Source organism: Streptomyces krungchingensis, from assembly GCF_054729265.1.
Map to the genome: position 1 here is coordinate 7,844,298 of NZ_JBPUKY010000001.1, position 15,906 is coordinate 7,860,203.

Below are 15,906 nucleotides of genomic sequence, written 5' to 3' on the forward strand. Positions count from 1 at the left end.
GGTTGGGGAAGTAAAGCACCGGCCGCCGGTGTCGGCCCCAATGACCCCGATGCGCCCCCGGAGGCGCCCCTCAGCCCCTTCGCGAGCTCCTTGCCGGCTCCGGGGGACGGCCGCGGGCCACCCGTCAGACCCTCGGGCCGCGGTCGCGGTGCGTGAGGGCGGCCCGCAGGTCGGGCTCGCCGATCGCGCGGATGCCGCGTACGGCGACGGAGGTGAGGTACGTACGGTCGTCGCCGGTGGCGTCGGTGTGCCGGGCGAGGGTGCCGAGCAGGCGCTGTCCGGCGGGGGACGCCCAGCGGGTGTAGGGGTGCACCTCGATCCTCGCTATGGCGAGGCAGCTCAGCGTGAGGATCAGCGGGAGCGCGAACCAGACGGCGACCGGTACGTCGTTGCCGGTGCTCTGGGCGGGCAGCAGCAGGGCCACGGCGCCCAGCGCCAGGACGGCGACCAGTGCGGCCTGGACCTGGCGGACGGCTCCGGCGACGGTGGTGCGGGCGCCGTCGGGTACGGCGAGACCCGCGGCGACCAGACGGTCGGCGAGGCGGCGCACCGAGTCCGCGGCCGCGGCGGCCGTGCGCACCGGGGCTATCCGGGACTGACCCTCCGGGCCGATGGCTCCGATGACGGAGCACTCCATCTCGTCGCGTCCCCGCGGGTCCACGACGGTCGCCCAACCGGTGTGCGCGAGCAGCAGGCGCCGCTGACGGGCCATCGACACCAGCGTCAGATCGGCGACCCGGGCCGGACCGCCCGACAGGAACGCCGCCTCGTAGAGCGTCAGGTCGTGACCGCGCGCCGCGTTCGCGTCGGCCGCCGCCGCGCGGACGGCGGCCAGGCAGAGCCGGGTGCACGCGGTGCCGGCCGCGACCCAGGCCAGGAGCAGGAGAAGGACCCAGAACATGGCGTTTTTCTATGCGAACGGCCGCGCGGGCGCCATGGTTTGTTCACTATGTGGACGGAGTGTTGTGAGTATGTGACGTTCCGCTCCGCCGGTTCTGCTAGGAGGTCGCGGAGGGGTCGGGGCGCGAGGCCGCGGGCGGCAGCGAATAGCCGGCGGACGGAGTGACCGGGGCCGGTGAGTCCGGGGACTGCGTCGGGCCGGGCGGGGCCGGGGAGTTGGTGAGCGGCGGCGGGCTCGCGGTGGCCGCGTCCTCGGCGAGGGCGTCGAAGTCGACGTAGCCGGTGGCCTCCAGGACCTTGATGTGGTCGAGCACCGTGGTGTTCGCGTCGTCGGCGAGGTCGCGCACGAGCGAGTTGCGGGTGTTCGCGCGGACCTGGGCGACCACGGAGAAGACCTTGCCGTGCGCCTTGCGCAGGATGTTCGCGAACTGCCGGTCGTAGTCCGTGCCGTGCGACGCGTCGAGCGTGGCGAGCCACTGACGCTGCTGCGGGTTGGGCTGGTTGGGCAGCTCCAGGTTCAGCCGCGCCGCGACGTCGCGGACCCGCGCGTCCAGGAAGGTGTGCCCCTCGATGAGATGCTCGCCCGCCGTCCGTACGGCCTGGGTGGTACCGCGCTCCTGTGCCTGCTGACCGGCGGGCAGCTCCCACAGTCCGGCCAGCCGCACCTTGGTGATGAACTCCCGGTCCAGCGCCGACAGGGGCCCGAACCGGGTCGACACGCTCTGGGCGTTCAGGCTGTCCAGGCCGGTGCCGGAGCGGTCCGCGTACGACCAGATCGGAAAGACCAGGGCGACGAGCGTCGCCGTGAGCCCCGCTATGACGAGCCCGGTTCCACTGATCAGTCCGGTGCGGTTGATGGATCGCATGGTGCCTCCTGCTTGCGGCACCGCACGCTAATGCGCTTCGGGTGCGAGTTGGCATATTACTGCGGGCGCTACGCCAACTGCCGTACGGGAGATTCGGGTTGGGGGCCGGGTGGAAGGTGACGGATGTGGTGGTTCGGGCGCACGCCATACCCCTGTGAAGCGGAGGAATCCGGACGTCCGCGACGGGCTCACAGGATGGCGTGTTAATCCCGGCACACTCGACGGCGCCTCCCGGCCAGACGCGTCTGCCCACCGGCGCGGCGGACCCCGCGCACGGCTCGGGGGCGGCAGCCGGTCGGGTTCCGTCACACGTCCGCGCAGCGGCCCGGCGGCACCCTGCGCACGGGCTCTGCAGTCGCCGGTCGGGGCCCGTTGCGCGTCCGGTCCTGCCGCGCGTCCGCTCACCGTCGCGGCGGCGCCGAGCGCCGGGCGGGAGGCGGCGTCCGTTCTCGTCCCCGGCGCTTCGGTTCAGCCGCGCGGAGGGGTCAGTGGCGCAGCAGCACCCTGCGGGTGGCGCGGGCCAGTCGGGCCGCCGGGCGTCGCGACAGCGGGGCGGGACCCGAGCGCTCCAGCCACCAGTCGCGCAGCCGGCGGCGCGCGGCCGCGTCCTCCGGGAGTCCCGCGAGGAGCAGATGCTCGGCGAAGTCGAGGGCGTCGCGCCGGTAGCCCCCGGTCATCGGATGCCCCTGGGCGTACGCGAGGAACGCCGGCCGGTACTCCCGCTCCAGGATCTCCGGCAGCTCCTCCGCCACCTTCGCCACCACGTCCGCGCGCTTGGCGGCGAGCGCCCGCGCCTGCACACCGAGCCGTACCCGGTCGAACCCCTCCGGCACGGGGGTCCCGGCGACGAGCGCGGACAGCAGCGCGGCCTGCGCCAGCGCCAGCCGCTGCCGGGCCGCCGGGTCCTCGTCCGCCCGGGCGCCGTCGGAACCGGAAGAGGGCTGCCCCACCGGCCCGTTCGCCCGTTCCGCCGCCCCGGCGGTGGAGCCCGTCGTGGCCCGGTCCGCCCGCGGTGCCTTCGCGAGCGTCTCCCGTATCGCCCCGATCTCCCGCTCCAGTTCCGCCGGCTCGGGGAAGTTCTCGTCGCGCTCCAGGAGGACCCCCGGCGGGGACACCCGGGAGGCGAGGTCGGCGAGGATGTCCAGCACGGGCCGGGGCACCGGGTGGGCGTGGCTGTCGTGCCAGACGCCGTCGCGTTCGAAACCGCCGGCGACGTGGACGTAGGCGATGGCCTCCACGGGCAGTTCGTCGAGCGCCTTGGCGGGGTCCTCGCCCCGGTTGACGTGGTTCGTGTGCAGGTTGGCGACGTCGATGAGGAGCCGTACGCCGGTGCGGTCGGCCAGTTCGTGGAGGAACTGGCCCTCGGTCATCTCCTCGCCGGGCCAGGAGATCAGCGCGGCGATGTTCTCCACCGCGAGCGGGACCGGGAGCGCGTCCTGCGCGATGCGGACGTTCTCGCACAGCACGTCCAGCGCGTCCCGGGTGCGCGGGACCGGCAGCAGGTGCCCCGCCTCCAGCGGCTGCGAGACGGTGAGCGGCCCGCCGGCCCGCACGAACGCGATGTGCTCCGTGACGAGCGGCGAGCCCAGCGCCTCGGCCCGCTCGGCGAGCGCGGCCAGACGGGAGGCGTCCGGCCGGTCCGCGCCGCCGAGCCCCAGCGAGACCCCGTGCGGCACGACCGTGACGCCCCGCTCCCGCAGCCGCAGCAGCGACTCGGGCAGGTGCCCGGGGCACAGGTTCTCCGAGACGGCCTCGACCCAGTCGATGCCGGGCATCCGCTCCACGGCCTCGGCGATCTCCGGCCGCCACCCGATTCCCGTCCCCAGTCGGCTCAGCTGCTTCATGGCCCCTCCTCCGTCACGGTCTCGACCAGACGCTGCGTGTCGTCTCCTCACGACGGACCCGTGTCCCCCGGTGTGACGAAGTCATGGCCCCGGGAAGCGGGGCCGAATCCGACACGGAGGACGTTCAGAGCAACATTTGAGGTTCCACGGGGCGGCCACCGGGCAACCGGTCCCGTCCCGTGGCGTCCGCTCGGCCGGTGCCGATCGCGCCGTCGCCGCCGGTCGAGCCCCTGGTGCCGGGGCCGGTGTCGGTGTCGGTCGTCGGGTTGTCGGTGGCGTCGTCGCCGAGCCGCCGGTGTCGGTCCCGCGCGGCGGTCGGCTCAGCGGCCCGGAAGCGGCCATGCCTCCGGGTCGCGGCCCAGCAGCCGCAGCGCCTCGTCCAGGGCGTCGGCGCCGGCCGGAACGTCGCGGGCCGGTGCGAAGGCGAAGCCCGGCCCCCGGAGCGCCGGGTCCGTCGGGACGCGCCGGGCGACGGCCACCGCCGCGTCGAGGACGGCGCCGGGCAGCTCCAGGCGGACGCCGAGCGTGGCGGCCACGTCCCACGCGTGCACCACGTAGTCGACGAAGTGGAAGCCGACGGCCCGCCGCCCGGGGAACGGGCCGCCGAACTCGGGCAGGACGAACTCCCGCTCCTTGACGCCCGGTTCGGCGAAGGCGTCGAGCACCTCGCTCGCCGCCTCCCGGTACGTCCGCCCCGGGTCGGCCGTGTCCGCGGGCTCCCGCCAGTGCGCCTCCTCGTGTCCCGCCCCGCGCGCGGCGGCCGCGAAGCCGCGGTGCTGGGCGGTCATGTGGGCGACCAGCGCGCGCAGTGTCCACCCCGCGCAGGGCGTGTCCCGTTCCCAGTCCGTCGCTTCGGCCCCCGCCAGGACCCTGAGCGATTCGTGCACGGCGATCCGGTCGAGCTCGACGATGTCCGTTCCGGTCGTGGTCATGCCCCGAGCCTAAAACTGAGCGAACGGTCGTGCTACTTGTTTTCCCGCGACTCGTCGGTGCCGTCACCGCACCGACGGCCTTACGGGTCAGGAGAGTTCGGCCACCTGCGACGGATCGACCGCCGCCGCGCGCAGCCGTGCGGAGATCGCGACGCGGGCCCTGCGGTACGCGTCCGCCTCGTTGCGCAGCACGGACACCGCGTTCGCGGCCTCCATCAACGCGATCAGCTCGAAGGCGAGTTGGGCGGCATCCGTGCCCGGGTGGAGCGCACCGGCCTCGCGGGCCGCGGTGACGGCGCCCTCCACATGGTCCGTCCAGTCCCGCTGGGCACGCGCGACGGCGTCGTGCACCGGCCCCGGCCGGGCGTCGAACTCGGCGATGACGCCGTAGAAGAAGCAGCCGCCCGGGAAGACCCGGCCCTCGGAGTACGCCAGCCAGAGCTCGCACAGCCGCCGGACCCGGGCGATCCCGGCCGGCACGTCCGCCGCGGGCCGGACGACCTGCTCGACGTAGATGCGGGCCGCCTCCCGCACCGTGGCCAGTTGCAGCTCCTGCTTGGAGCCGAACAGCGCGAACACCCCGCTCTTGCTGAGCCCGAGATCGGTCGCCAGACGGCCGACGGACAGCGCCTCCAGCCCTTCGACCGAGGCGATGTCGACGGTGCGGCGCAGCACCGACTGCCGCGTACGGTTGCCCCGTTCGACCCTGCCATCCGGCCGGGAGCCGGTCATCGTGACCTCCACATGCTCGTCCTGGGCGGGCCGCGGCCCGCCCAGGACCCCGCCCGGGGTACGGCCGCGGTGCCAAGAGCTGTCCCGTGATCCCTGGCAGGCGCACGACGACAGCCACGGCACCTCGCCGCGTCGTCGGATCGCCCGAATACACCCGGTACGAGGACGGCCCTCCGCCTTGCGATGCACCGCATCCGACGCCACGCGCCGATCCACCAGGGATTATGGGGCAGCCCTCAGCGTCGCAGCGCCGGGTGGTCCGCGACCACCGTGCAGGACCCCGGTGCGATCTCCGTGAAGCCCGCGTCGCGCACCAGCGGCAGCCCCGACGAGGTGAGCGCGCTCCAGCGGTCCGGGTCCGCGGTGCGCACGGCGAGCGAGAAGCCGGCGTCCCGCCAGGCCGCGCGCTCCTCGTCCGACAGCTCCCACCACGCCAGTTGGGCGCCGTGCCCCGCCTGCGCCATCGTCTTGCCGGCCGACATGTCGAGATCGGGGTTGAGCCACAGCACGGGCGCCGACGGATCGGCCTCCACCGGGGGCTCGGGGTCGTCGAGATCGGTGCCGGAGACCTGGAGCTTGGCCAGGTCCTTGGGCCAGCCGTCCAGCGGGACCGGCGGGAAGACGCGCACCTCCGCGGACTTCCCGGTCACCGTGATGCCCGGCAGCGCCGCGGCCCGCCGCCACTCGGCGCCGCGCGCCCGCCGCACCACCTTGCGGATCCGGGCGTCCTGCCAGTCCCGCATCGTCTGCGCCCACTCCCCGTCGTCCAGGGAGCGCCGGTCCGCGAGGATCGTCAGCACGGCCCGGGCGGCGGTCTCCAGGGCGTCCGTACGCGCCGGGGGAGCGGCCTTCTCGATCCGCACGACCAGGGGCAGCACGAACTGCGGTGCCTCGTCGCGCGCGATGCGCTCGGTACGGAAGGGGCTCTCGTCGGCGGAGGCCTCGGAGGCCGGGGAGACGGGGGTGGCCTCGGAGGCCGGGGTCGCGGGGGTCGGGTCGCTGCTCACGCCCTCCAGTCTGCCAGGCGGAAGATCGGTTCTTCTGCGGGCATTGTCCGGCCCGGGCGAGGATGGCCTCCATGCGAGACGATCTACGGTCGGCGGGTGTCGGCCGCCGTTACGGGCTCCGCGGCCCCTGGGTGCTGCGCGGTGTCGACCGGCCGTCGGCGCGCTCACGACCTGGCCGCTGCTGCGCTCCCCGGGCCGCGCGGTCCCCGCGATGCTCCTCACGGCGCTCCTGGCGCTCGTGCTGACGGGCTCGCCCGCCCACGCGGCGCTCACCGGACCGATCACCGGCTCACGGACCGGTACGGTCCCCGTGCCGCTGCTGCCCCTGACGGGCGCGGCCGTCCTCACGGCGGGCGCCCTCGCCGCGGCGTGCGCGCTCACCTCCCGCCGGTCGCCGTGAACCGGCGGCCGACGGGGACGATCAGCCGGAGCAGGCCGTGCGCTGCGCCTCCTGCCACTCGCAGACCGGGCACAGCGTGATCCCCTTGTGCGACTCCGGGTACTCCGTGGGTTTCCGGCACAGCACGCACTCGGCGCGGGGGCCGTCCGCGGGGACGGCCGGGGGAGCCTCGGGGGCCGGGTCCGCCGGGGTGCCGCAGTAGTCGCTCATGCCCCCAGGGTAGGGCGCGCCTCGCGGGACCCGTCAGCGGTGACCGGCGGCCGTCCGCCCGATCAGCTCGGACACCTTCACGAACCGGAAGCCCTGCTTGCGCAGTTCGGGGACGATCGTCCGCAGCGCCTGCTCGGTGGTCGGTGCGGCGCTGCGCGTGCAGTGCATCACGACCACGGAACCGGGCTTCACGCCCTCCAGCACCTGCCGGGCCACGGCGTCCGCGTCCGTCGCGAAGGCGTCGCCGCTCACCACGTCCCACTGCACGGCGGTCACGCCGACCGCGCTCAGCGCGCGCAGCGCCCGCTGGTCGTAACAGCCGCCGGGGAAGCGGAAGTAGGGCATCGCCTTGGGCACCCCCGCCTTCTTGAAGGCGGCGTAGGCCCGCTCGACGTCGCCCCGCATGTCCGCCTCGCCCACGGTCGGAAGCCCGTAGCAGTTGCCGGTGAAGGCGTAGTGGCTGTACGAGTGGTTGGCGACCTCGAACAGCGGGTCCCGCCCGATGGCCCTGGCCTCCTGCGGATACTCCTCGGCCCACCGTCCGGTCATGAACACGGTGGCCGGGACCTTGAAACCGCGCAGCGTGTCGATCAGCTGGGGATTGTCGAAGCGCTCGCCGGCCTCCGCGCGCGGCCCCTCGTCGGCGGTCATGTCGGCGTCGAAGGTGAGCGCGACCGTCTTGTCCCGGGTCCGGGGCCCGTTCGTGAAGACGGGGGTCAGTCCGGCAGGGCCCGGTGCCAGTGTGGGCGGCTTCGACGGTGCGGCGGCGGCCGAGGCGGACTGACCGGGGCGGGCGGCGTGCTGCGGGGAGGGGCCGCCGCAGGCGGCGAGCGCGGCTCCGAGGGCTCCGACGGCACAGGTCACGGCGAATCGTCTGACTGAAATGGTCACATGATGAAACTATCTAGGTAAATGTGACTATTTGCTCCTTATGGGGATGTGTCGTGCGTCCAGGACCGTGAAGTCACCCGGCTGGAGCCGCGCGCGTCCTGGTGACGGCCGCGTGCCCGCCGGCCCTGCGGGAAGGGCCGGCGGGCACGCGACCGTGGTGTCGTGCGAGGGGACGACAGCCCGCGCACCGCACGCGCCGGGAGGGAGCGTCGCGGAAGCGCGGACGGCCGGCGTCGTCGCGGCTCAGGCCGCCTCGTCGAGCAGATCGGCCGCGCGGGCGTCGACGACTCGCCGCAGACGGCTCAGCGCCTCGTCGACCTGACGGGTCCCGAGGCGACGCCCGTCGCGCAGCCGCAGCGAGATCTCGTCGGCGCCCTCCTTCGGGCCGATCACCGCCTGGTAGGGGACGAGGCGGTGAGCACGCACCCGCGCCGCCAGGGTGCCCTGCTCGGGGCCCGCGACCTCGGCCCGCAGCCCCTGGTCGCGACAGCGGCGCACGAGCGCCGCGGCCCGGTCGGCCTCGGCGTCGGAGACCGGCAGGGCCACCAGCTGGGTGGGGGCGAGCCAGGCCGGGAAGGCGCCGCCGTGCACCTCGATGAGATGGGCGACGGCCCGCTCCAGGCTGCCGATGACACTGCGGTGGACCATCACCGGCCGGTGCTTCGCGCCGTCGGGTCCGGTGTAGTGCAGGCCGAAGCGCTCCGGCTGGTGGAAGTCGACCTGCACGGTCGACAGGGTGGACTCGCGGCCCGCGGGGTCCGCGACCTGGACGTCGATCTTGGGGCCGTAGAACGCGGCCTCGCCCTCGACGGCCTCGTAGGCCACCTCCGCGCGGTCGAGGACCTCGCGCAGCAGTGCGGCCGACCGGCGCCACAGCTCAGGGTCGGCGACGTACTTGCCGCCGGGGCCGGGCAGCGACAGCCGGTAGCGGGCCGCCCGCACGCCCATCGCCTCGTAGGCCCGGCGGATCAACCCCAGGGCGGCGTCGGCCTCTTCGGCGACCTGGTCCGGGGTGCAGAAGATGTGCGCGTCGTTGAGCTGGATCGAGCGGACGCGGGTGAGCCCGCCGAGCACGCCGGACGGCTCGGAGCGGTACATGGCGCCCAACTCGGCCATGCGGAGCGGCAGCTCGCGGTAGCTGTGCGCGCGGGAGCGGTAGATGAGCGCGTGATGGGGGCACAGGCTCGGCCGCAGGACGACCTGCTCGCCGCCGAGGTCCATCGGCGGGAACATGTCGTCGCTGTAGTGCGACCAGTGCCCGGACATCTCGTACAGCTCGCGCTTGCCGAGCGCCGGCGAGTACACGTGCCGGTAGCCGGCCCGCCGCTCGGCGTCGCGGACGTACTCCTCCAGGGCGTGCCGTACGGCCGCGCCGTCCGGCAGCCAGTACGGCAGTCCCGCGCCCATCAGGGGGTCGGTGTCGAACAGGTCCAGTTCACGGCCGAGTCGGCGGTGGTCGTGCACGGTGCTCTCCTCGCTCGGGGGAGGCGAGCGCCCACAAGACGAAGCCCCGGGGCACTCGCCCCGGGGCTTCGGACTCAGTCAGCAGTCAGCGCGCCGGGACACTCTCCGGCGTCGTCGTGTTCATGGCGGCACGCTGCATGGTCTCGACCGTAACAAGGCGGCACGGGCGCCGCACCGGATTTATCCGCCGCCCGGTACGTCGCGGTCGGCGGGGTCGTCCCTCCCGAAGATCCCGGGCGGGTCACCCTTCGGGTCGCCGGGGCCCGCGGCGAGTCCGAGCTCGTCCGGTTCGACGGTGAGTTCGAGATCGTCGGGTTCGGCGGTGAGGGCGAGCTCGTCCGGTTCGGCGGTGCGGTCGAGTCCGCCCGGTCCGGCGGCGGGCGGGAGTTCGTCCGCAGCGGCCGTCGGCCGGAGTCCGTCGGGGTCGGCGGTGAGTTCACCGGGGGCGTCGGACCGTTCCGGTGCCGTGTTCCCGGCCGGGCGCGGCAGCCTGTCCGCGGGAGCGGCGGCCTGCGTCTGCCCCGCCTGCGCCTTCTCCAGGAACCTGAGGAGCTCCACCGGGAAGGGGAGCACGAGCGTCGAGTTCTTCTCGGCCGCGACGGCCACCACCGTCTGCAGCAGCCGCAACTGGAGCGCCGCGGGCTGCTCGGACATCACCCCGGCCGCCTCCGCCAGTTTCCTGGAGGCCTGGAGCTCCGCGTCCGCGTTGATGATCCGCGCGCGGCGCTCGCGGTCGGCCTCGGCCTGCCGGGCCATGGACCGCTTCATCGTCTCCGGCAGCGACACGTCCTTGATCTCCACGCGGTCGATCTGCACGCCCCAGCCGATCGCGGGGCTGTCGATCATCAGCTCCAGACCCTGGTTGAGCTTCTCGCGGTTGGACAGCAGGTCGTCCAGGTCGCTCTTGCCGATGATGGACCGCAGCGAGGTCTGCGCCATCTGTGAGACCGCGAACCGGTAGTCCTCGACCTGGATGACCGCGTTCGCCGCGTCGACCACCTTGAAGTAGACGACCGCGTCCACCCGTACGGTCACGTTGTCCCGTGTGATGCCCTCCTGCGCCGGCACGGGCAGGGTCACGATCTGCATGTTGACCTTGCGGATCCGGTCCACGACCGGAACGATCATGGTGAATCCCGGTGGTCGTACGTTCCCCGCGAGCCTGCCCAGCCGGAAGACCACACCGCGCTCGTACTGCTTGACGACCCGGGCCGCCGCGGCGAGGTAGACCAGACCGGCCGAAGCCGTGGCCACGCACGCGACGACGATTTCTTCGACCATGACGACCCCCTTCCGAGCCGCCCGGCACACCCGTCGAGTATGCCCAACATGTCCACTTTACGTCGTAGGGCCGGGCCGCCGTGCGGCGGCCCGGCCCCGTGCGGGAGCCCGCGCGAGGCGGGCTCCCGTGCACGGTTCAGCGCCCCGGCGTGATTTTCACCGGCTCGACCCCCGCCGCGCTGTGCCGCTCCGACCAGGTCTCCAGCGCCGTCCGGCAGGCGTGGTCCAGATGGTGCAGTCCGGACAGGTCCAGCTCGACCGGCCGGTCCTGCGGCAGCGCCTCCAGGCTGTCGAGGATCTTCGGCAGCCGCAGGAACGTCGCGTTGCCCGAGAGGTACACCTGGACGGGGCCCGCCCCCTTGTCTATGACGTCGAGGCGGACCTGGGAGGCCTCGAAGGCCGTCTTGCCCACGGCGAGCGCCATCCCGATCAGGACCCCCTCGAACATGCTGACGGCGACGATCGACACCGCGGTGACCACGAGGACCAGCGCCTCGCCCCGGTGCTCGCGCCACAGCGACGCGATCTCGCGCAGCGGGATCAGCCGCCAGCCCGCGTGCACCAGGACGCCCGCGAGGGCGGGCAGCGGGATGACACCGAGCGCGGCGGGCAGCAGCGCCGCGAACAGCAGCAGCCACACGCCGTGCAGGACCCGGGAGGCCTTGGTCCGCGCGCCCGCCCGGACGTTCGCCGAACTGCGGACGATCACCGCGGTCATCGGCAGGGCACCGAGGATCCCGCAGACCGTGTTGCCCGCGCCCTGGGCCATCAGCTCCTGGTCGTACCGGGTCCGCGGCCCGTCGTGCAGCCGGTCCACGGCCGCCGCGCTGAACAGGGACTCGGCGGACGCGATCAGCGTGAAGGCGAGGATCGTGCCGAGCACACCGACGCGCCCGAGCTCGCCGAACGCGTCGAGCGGCGGCGGCTGGACCGACGCCAGCAGTCCGTGCACCTCCACCCTCGCGACGGGAAGCCCGAACACGGACACGGCAAGGGTGGCGAGGGCGACCGCGCCGAGCGCCGCCGGAACCGCGCGTACGCGCCGCGGCAGCCGGGGCCACAGCACCAGGACGACCACGGTGCCGGCGCCGAGCCCGAGCGAGGTCAGCGCCTCGGTGCTCCGCACGGCGTCCGCCAGTGCCCCCGGCAGTCCGGTGATCTTGTCGAGCCCGGACGCCGGTGCCTTCAGGCCCGCCATCGAGTAGAGCTGCCCGGCGATCAGCACGAGCCCGATCCCGGCCAGCATGCCTTCGACGACGGAGACCGAGATCGCCCGGAACCAGCGCCCCAGCTTCAGGGCGCCCATGAGCAGCTGGAGCAGGCCCGTCGCGAGCACGACGACCCCGAGGACGGGGAGGCCGTACTCCCGTACGGCCTCGAACACCAGGACGGTCAGGCCGGCGGCCGGCCCCGACACCTGGAGGCTGCTGCCGCGCATCGCCCCGGTGACGATGCCGCCCACGATGCCGGTGACGAGGCCGAGTTCGGCGGGTACGCCGGAGGCGACGGCGACGCCCACGCACAGCGGCAGGGCGACCAGGAACACGACGACCGACGCGGCGAAGTCCTGCCGCAGGTGGGGGAAGGTCATCGTGCGCCTCACAGCGCCTCGAAGGTGTCGGTGTCCGGCCGGTGCGCGCGTACGGCACCGGTGTGCACCTCGTAGTACCAGCCGTGCAGACGCAGCCGGCCCGCGGCCGTGGCCCGCCGCACACTGGGGTAGGCGCGGAGCCGGAGCAGTTGCGCGAGGACGTGGTTCTGCACCGCGCCGGCGACGGCGGGGTCGTCGGCCGGCGCGTCCGCCAGGGGTTCGGCCTGGGCGAGCCAGTCGCGGACGGCGGGCACCGCGTCCAGGTCGTCGCCGCGCACCAGTGCTCCGACGGCGCCGCAGTGCGAGTGGCCGCAGACCACGACGTCGCGGACGCCGAGCACGTCCACCGCGTACTCGACGGTGGCCGCCTCGGCGGTCGGCCGGTCCAGGGTGGGGGGAGGGACGATGTTGCCCGCCGTGCGCAGCTCGAAGAGCTGTCCGGGGCGGGCGCCGGTGATCAGGGCCGGGACGACCCTGGAGTCGGAGCAGGTGATGAACAGGACCTGCGGTGACTGGCCGTGGGCGAGCGAGGCGAAGTCCTCGGGCCGCCGGCCGAAGGAGCGGGCGTGGTCGATGAGGGGTTGCATGTCGGATCCTCCTGGCGCGCCCTGTGGGCGCGTCGGCTTGCACAACGGAGCGTGGGGGGAATCGCTCCGCTCAGCATCGGAAGACCTGAAGCCCCTCCGGGGAGTGCGCGGCCGGGGATCTCGGCGTGCGGGGGTGCGAGGCGGCGGCCGGGAGGGGGGAGTGCGTGGCCGCGGGGCCGTCCACCGACAGGGGGTGCGACGGCGGTTCGGGTACGAGGTCCTCGTCGCGGGCGTGCCGACGGGCACCGGGGGCCGGAGCGGCCTTGTGCGGATGTTCGGTCTCGGCACAGGCGACGGTCTCGCCCCTGTGCGCGGACGCGAACGTATCCGCGGGGCCGAGGAGTTGCAGGAAGATCAGCACGGCGGCGAGCGCCGTGAACAGGGTCCGGGCCGTCCTGCCTCGTAACATGCGCCCCCCTTCCGGCGGTTCGCGCACGCCGGGAGTCGGCGCGTACAAGTACGTTAACCCGCCGAGTCGTTTGCGCGGTTAACTCCACGTTTCACCCGCGAAGTGCGCCCGAAAGGGGTCGTGCAGTTGGCGTGATCCCGTGCTCGGGAGACGTCACCGCGAGCGTGCCGTCGGCGAGTCGGGGCCCGGCCTCGGGGGCGCCGCAGGGGCGCCCCCGCAGGGACCTCTAGTTGTGGACGATGTCCTTGGCGTCCCGGGCCAGCGCGGTGAGCCGGGAGATGGCGCGGAAGTACTTCTTGCGGTAGCCGCCGTTCAGCATCTCCTCGCTGAACAGCTGGTCGAAGGGCTTCCCGGAGGCGAGGACCGGCACCTCCCGGTCGTACAGGCGGTCGGCGAGCACGACCAGCCGCAGCGCCGTGGACTGGTCCGGGACCGGCTGCACGTCGGTGAGGCAGACGGCCCGGACGCCGTCCGTCAGGGCGCCGTACCGGCTGGGGTGGACGCGTGCGAGGTGGTCCAGCAGGTGCGGGAAGTCGTCCAGGGAGGCGCCGTCGGTGGCGTACGCGGTCTTGGTGACCTGCTCGTCGGAGAACGGTGCCGGGGCCTCGGGCAGCCCGCGGTGGCGGTAGTCCTCGCCGTCGATGCGCAGCGGCCGGAAGTGCGCCGACAGGCCCTGGATCTCGCGCAGGAAGTCGGCGGCGGCGAACCGGCCCTCACCGAGCTTGCCGGGCAGCGTGTTCGAGGTGGCCGCGAGGGCCACGCCCGCGTCGACGAGCTTGCCGAGCAGCGTGGAGACCAGGACGGTGTCGCCCGGGTCGTCCAGCTCGAACTCGTCGATGCACAGGAGGCGGTGCCCGGAGAGGGTCTGCACGGTCTTCTGGAAGCCGAGCGCGCCGACCAGGTTGGTCAGCTCCACGAAGGTCCCGAAGGCCTTGAGCGAGGGCTCCGCGGGGGTCGCGTGCCACAGCGAGGCCAGAAGGTGGGTCTTGCCGACGCCGTAACCGCCGTCGAGGTAGACGCCGCGGGGGCCGGCGGGCGACTTCTTCGCGCTCTTGCCGAAGCCGAACAGCCTGCGCTTGGGGGCGCCGACGGCGTGCGCCCCGCCGAGTCCGCCGGCGAAGCCTTCGAGGACGCCTACGGCCTCGGTCTGGCTGGGCTGGTTCGGGTCCGGGATGTAGGTGGCGAAGCGGACCGAGTCGAAGCGCGGCGGCGGCACCATCTCGGCGACGAGCCGGTCGGCGGGGACGTGGGGCTCGCGGGCGCACAGTGACAGCGGAGCCGCTTCGGGTATCGGGTCGATCCCGGAGGCGGTGGTGGTGGACGACACGGTCACCCACTCTAAGCGCCGTGCCACACTGCACGTCATGCGACGCCTGTTCCCTGTGACCTACGAAACAGCAGCCCAGGCCTCGGATGAGGCCCCTGTGACGGATGTGACGGACCGGGAATGGGGGCTCGCGGAGCTGGCCGAGGCCTACGCCTATCCGGACGTCCGAGGGCCCTGGCTGCGCGCCAACATGGTCTCCACGCTCGACGGCGCCGCCCAGCACGACGGGCGTTCGCAGCCCATCTCCAGCGCCACCGACATGCGGGTCTTCGGGGTGCTGAGGGGCCTCGCGGACGCCGTGGTGGTCGGTGCGGAGACGGTACGCCAGGAGGGTTACCGGCCGGCCCGCGCGCGTGAGGCCTTCGCGGCCCTGCGGGAGGCCGCCGGACAGGGGCCCGCGCCCGCGATCGCGGTCGTCTCGGCCGGCCTCGACCTGGACTTCTCGCTTCCGCTGTTCACCTCGCCCCTGGTGCCCACACTGGTGCTGACCGGCGCCGCGGCGGACCCGGACAGGATCGAGGCGGCGCGCGCGGCGGGCGCCCGGGTGCTGATCGCCGGGGACGGGGCGGGGGTGGACCCCGCCCGCGCCGTGCGGGCCCTGGGCGACCTCGGACTCACCCGGCTCCTGACGGAGGGCGGCCCTCGTCTGCTGGGGCAGCTGATCGCGGCCGGAGTGCTCGACGAGCTCTGTCTGACGGTGTCGCCCATGCTCACGGCGGGGGGTGCCCAGCGGATCGCCGGAGGGCCCTCGGTGACGGTCCCCGAGCGGTTCGAACTCGTGTCCCTGCTGGAGGAGGCCGGGTTCCTGTACAGCCGATACCGTCGGTCCTGACAAGTCGGCGGAATGCACCGTTCCGTTTATCTTCCGCTGGGCACACTAAAACTCGCAGCCCCCGCGAGATCACGGGGCAGGATGGTTTCAGCAGGGGGCCGGGACGGCCCACGGAGGAGAAGGGCGCCTGTCGTGTTCACAAGCGTATTGATGATCGAGAAGGCCCTGACGTCCGCCGACGTGGAGTTCGTCACCACCTTGCACGGTGACGAATCGGTCGCCTTCCATGTGCTGCTCCAGCCCCGCGGGGACCAGGCGGACCGGCTGCTGCGGGCCATCGACGACGTCGCGCTCGGCGAACTGGACGAGGCCGCCCGCGAGGGCGAGACGCCCGAGGGCGAGGCCGCCGCCGACCAGGGGCAGCAGGCCCTGGACGTGTCGCTGGTGGCGCTGCGTGCCACCGGCAGCGCGGCCGAGGGCCGGCTCGTCGAGGACCACCCGCTGGACGCCCTGAAGGCCCTGGTCGACGAGATCGACGCCGACGAGGTGATCGTGCTGACCGACCCCCACTACGTGGAAGAGTTCTTCCACCGGGACTGGGCCTCGCGGGCCCGCCACAAGGTGGGCGTGCCGGTGCTGAAACTGTTCTCGCACAGCAAGGCATAGGCTTGCCCCCGCGCGCTCCGGCGCCAT

Annotated in this window: 16 protein-coding genes and 1 pseudogene; 3 read left to right on the plus strand and 14 right to left on the minus strand. The window is 73.6% G+C overall.

Features of this window, described 5'->3' with window-relative positions; translation table 11 throughout:
* Positions 1-124: 124 nt before the first annotated feature.
* From ACSYGO_RS34290 to ACSYGO_RS34315, 6 genes are all read right to left on the minus strand, one after another.
* Positions 125-901, minus strand: a complete 777-nt coding sequence (locus ACSYGO_RS34290) for a TIGR04222 domain-containing membrane protein (protein ID WP_426681497.1) — start codon at positions 899-901, stop codon at positions 125-127.
* A 97-nt stretch (positions 902-998) separates the two neighbouring features.
* Positions 999-1,766 carry a DUF4142 domain-containing protein gene (locus ACSYGO_RS34295; RefSeq protein ID WP_426681498.1) on the minus strand — a complete coding sequence of 256 codons (768 nt, stop codon included), beginning with the start codon at positions 1,764-1,766 and terminating at the stop codon, positions 999-1,001.
* 485 nt (positions 1,767-2,251) lie between these two features.
* Positions 2,252-3,610, minus strand: a complete 1,359-nt coding sequence (locus ACSYGO_RS34300) for an MbnB/TglH/ChrH family RiPP precursor modification enzyme (protein ID WP_460388865.1) — start codon at positions 3,608-3,610, stop codon at positions 2,252-2,254.
* Positions 3,611-3,930: 320 nt separating this feature from the next.
* Complete coding sequence (locus tag ACSYGO_RS34305; protein WP_460388867.1) at positions 3,931-4,542, minus strand: TIGR03086 family metal-binding protein; 612 nt, start codon at positions 4,540-4,542, stop codon at positions 3,931-3,933.
* A gap of 87 nt (positions 4,543-4,629) precedes the next feature.
* A complete protein-coding gene (locus ACSYGO_RS34310; RefSeq protein WP_460388869.1) occupies positions 4,630-5,274 on the minus strand; it encodes a TetR/AcrR family transcriptional regulator in 645 nt (214 codons plus the stop codon).
* Positions 5,275-5,510: 236 nt separating this feature from the next.
* Positions 5,511-6,281, minus strand: coding sequence for a peptidyl-tRNA hydrolase (locus ACSYGO_RS34315; RefSeq protein WP_426681502.1), 771 nt, complete (start codon positions 6,279-6,281; stop codon positions 5,511-5,513).
* Positions 6,282-6,426: 145 nt separating this feature from the next.
* On the opposite strand from ACSYGO_RS34315, the pseudogene ACSYGO_RS34320 reads away from it, so the two are divergent.
* Positions 6,427-6,681, plus strand: a pseudogene (locus ACSYGO_RS34320) (ABC transporter); the annotation flags it as partial.
* 21 nt (positions 6,682-6,702) lie between these two features.
* Here the strand turns inward: ACSYGO_RS34320 and ACSYGO_RS34325 are convergent.
* The 8 genes from ACSYGO_RS34325 to zapE all read right to left on the minus strand — a co-directional run bounded on the left by ACSYGO_RS34325 (position 6,703) and on the right by zapE (position 14,480).
* A complete protein-coding gene (locus tag ACSYGO_RS34325) occupies positions 6,703-6,891 on the minus strand; it encodes a hypothetical protein (RefSeq protein WP_432176287.1) in 189 nt (62 codons plus the stop codon).
* Positions 6,892-6,924: 33 nt separating this feature from the next.
* Positions 6,925-7,782, minus strand: a complete 858-nt coding sequence (locus tag ACSYGO_RS34330) for a polysaccharide deacetylase family protein (RefSeq protein ID WP_435227060.1) — start codon at positions 7,780-7,782, stop codon at positions 6,925-6,927.
* A gap of 243 nt (positions 7,783-8,025) precedes the next feature.
* Positions 8,026-9,246 carry a threonine--tRNA ligase gene (gene thrS / locus ACSYGO_RS34335; RefSeq protein WP_460388871.1) on the minus strand — a complete coding sequence of 407 codons (1,221 nt, stop codon included), beginning with the start codon at positions 9,244-9,246 and terminating at the stop codon, positions 8,026-8,028.
* Between the two features lie 180 nt (positions 9,247-9,426).
* Positions 9,427-10,527, minus strand: coding sequence for a slipin family protein (locus ACSYGO_RS34340; protein WP_460388873.1), 1,101 nt, complete (start codon positions 10,525-10,527; stop codon positions 9,427-9,429).
* A gap of 136 nt (positions 10,528-10,663) precedes the next feature.
* Positions 10,664-12,118, minus strand: coding sequence for a SulP family inorganic anion transporter (locus ACSYGO_RS34345; RefSeq protein ID WP_432175961.1), 1,455 nt, complete (start codon positions 12,116-12,118; stop codon positions 10,664-10,666).
* Positions 12,119-12,126: 8 nt separating this feature from the next.
* Complete coding sequence (locus ACSYGO_RS34350; protein ID WP_426681399.1) at positions 12,127-12,705, minus strand: carbonic anhydrase; 579 nt, start codon at positions 12,703-12,705, stop codon at positions 12,127-12,129.
* 70 nt (positions 12,706-12,775) lie between these two features.
* Positions 12,776-13,114 carry a hypothetical protein gene (locus tag ACSYGO_RS34355; RefSeq protein WP_426681400.1) on the minus strand — a complete coding sequence of 113 codons (339 nt, stop codon included), beginning with the start codon at positions 13,112-13,114 and terminating at the stop codon, positions 12,776-12,778.
* 226 nt (positions 13,115-13,340) lie between these two features.
* A complete protein-coding gene (gene zapE, locus ACSYGO_RS34360; protein ID WP_432189234.1) occupies positions 13,341-14,480 on the minus strand; it encodes a cell division protein ZapE in 1,140 nt (379 codons plus the stop codon).
* Here zapE and ACSYGO_RS34365 point away from each other — a divergent pair.
* Positions 14,479-15,273: a pyrimidine reductase family protein gene (locus ACSYGO_RS34365; protein WP_460388875.1), complete on the plus strand. Its 795-nt coding sequence runs from the start codon at positions 14,479-14,481 to the stop codon at positions 15,271-15,273. The two genes, zapE and ACSYGO_RS34365, sit on opposite strands and share 2 nt — an antisense overlap.
* 132 nt (positions 15,274-15,405) lie before the next feature.
* On the plus strand, positions 15,406-15,879 hold the full coding sequence (locus tag ACSYGO_RS34370) for a hypothetical protein (protein ID WP_028800753.1): 474 nt from the start codon (positions 15,406-15,408) through the stop codon (positions 15,877-15,879).
* The last annotated feature ends 27 nt before the right edge of the window (positions 15,880-15,906 follow it).

Coding starts and splice junctions, on each gene's coding strand:
- ACSYGO_RS34290 (WP_426681497.1), bottom strand. CDS start 901: ATGTTCTGGGTCCTTCTCCTGCTCCTGGCCTGGGTCGCGGCCGGCACC.
- ACSYGO_RS34295 (WP_426681498.1), bottom strand. CDS start 1,766: ATGCGATCCATCAACCGCACCGGACTGATCAGTGGAACCGGGCTCGTC.
- ACSYGO_RS34300 (WP_460388865.1), bottom strand. CDS start 3,610: ATGAAGCAGCTGAGCCGACTGGGGACGGGAATCGGGTGGCGGCCGGAG.
- ACSYGO_RS34305 (WP_460388867.1), bottom strand. CDS start 4,542: ATGACCACGACCGGAACGGACATCGTCGAGCTCGACCGGATCGCCGTG.
- ACSYGO_RS34310 (WP_460388869.1), bottom strand. CDS start 5,274: ATGACCGGCTCCCGGCCGGATGGCAGGGTCGAACGGGGCAACCGTACG.
- ACSYGO_RS34325 (WP_432176287.1), bottom strand. CDS start 6,891: ATGAGCGACTACTGCGGCACCCCGGCGGACCCGGCCCCCGAGGCTCCC.
- ACSYGO_RS34340 (WP_460388873.1), bottom strand. CDS start 10,527: ATGGTCGAAGAAATCGTCGTCGCGTGCGTGGCCACGGCTTCGGCCGGT.
- ACSYGO_RS34345 (WP_432175961.1), bottom strand. CDS start 12,118: ATGACCTTCCCCCACCTGCGGCAGGACTTCGCCGCGTCGGTCGTCGTG.
- ACSYGO_RS34350 (WP_426681399.1), bottom strand. CDS start 12,705: ATGCAACCCCTCATCGACCACGCCCGCTCCTTCGGCCGGCGGCCCGAG.
- ACSYGO_RS34355 (WP_426681400.1), bottom strand. CDS start 13,114: ATGTTACGAGGCAGGACGGCCCGGACCCTGTTCACGGCGCTCGCCGCC.
- ACSYGO_RS34365 (WP_460388875.1), top strand. CDS start 14,479: ATGCGACGCCTGTTCCCTGTGACCTACGAAACAGCAGCCCAGGCCTCG.
- zapE (WP_432189234.1), bottom strand. CDS start 14,480: ATGACGTGCAGTGTGGCACGGCGCTTAGAGTGGGTGACCGTGTCGTCC.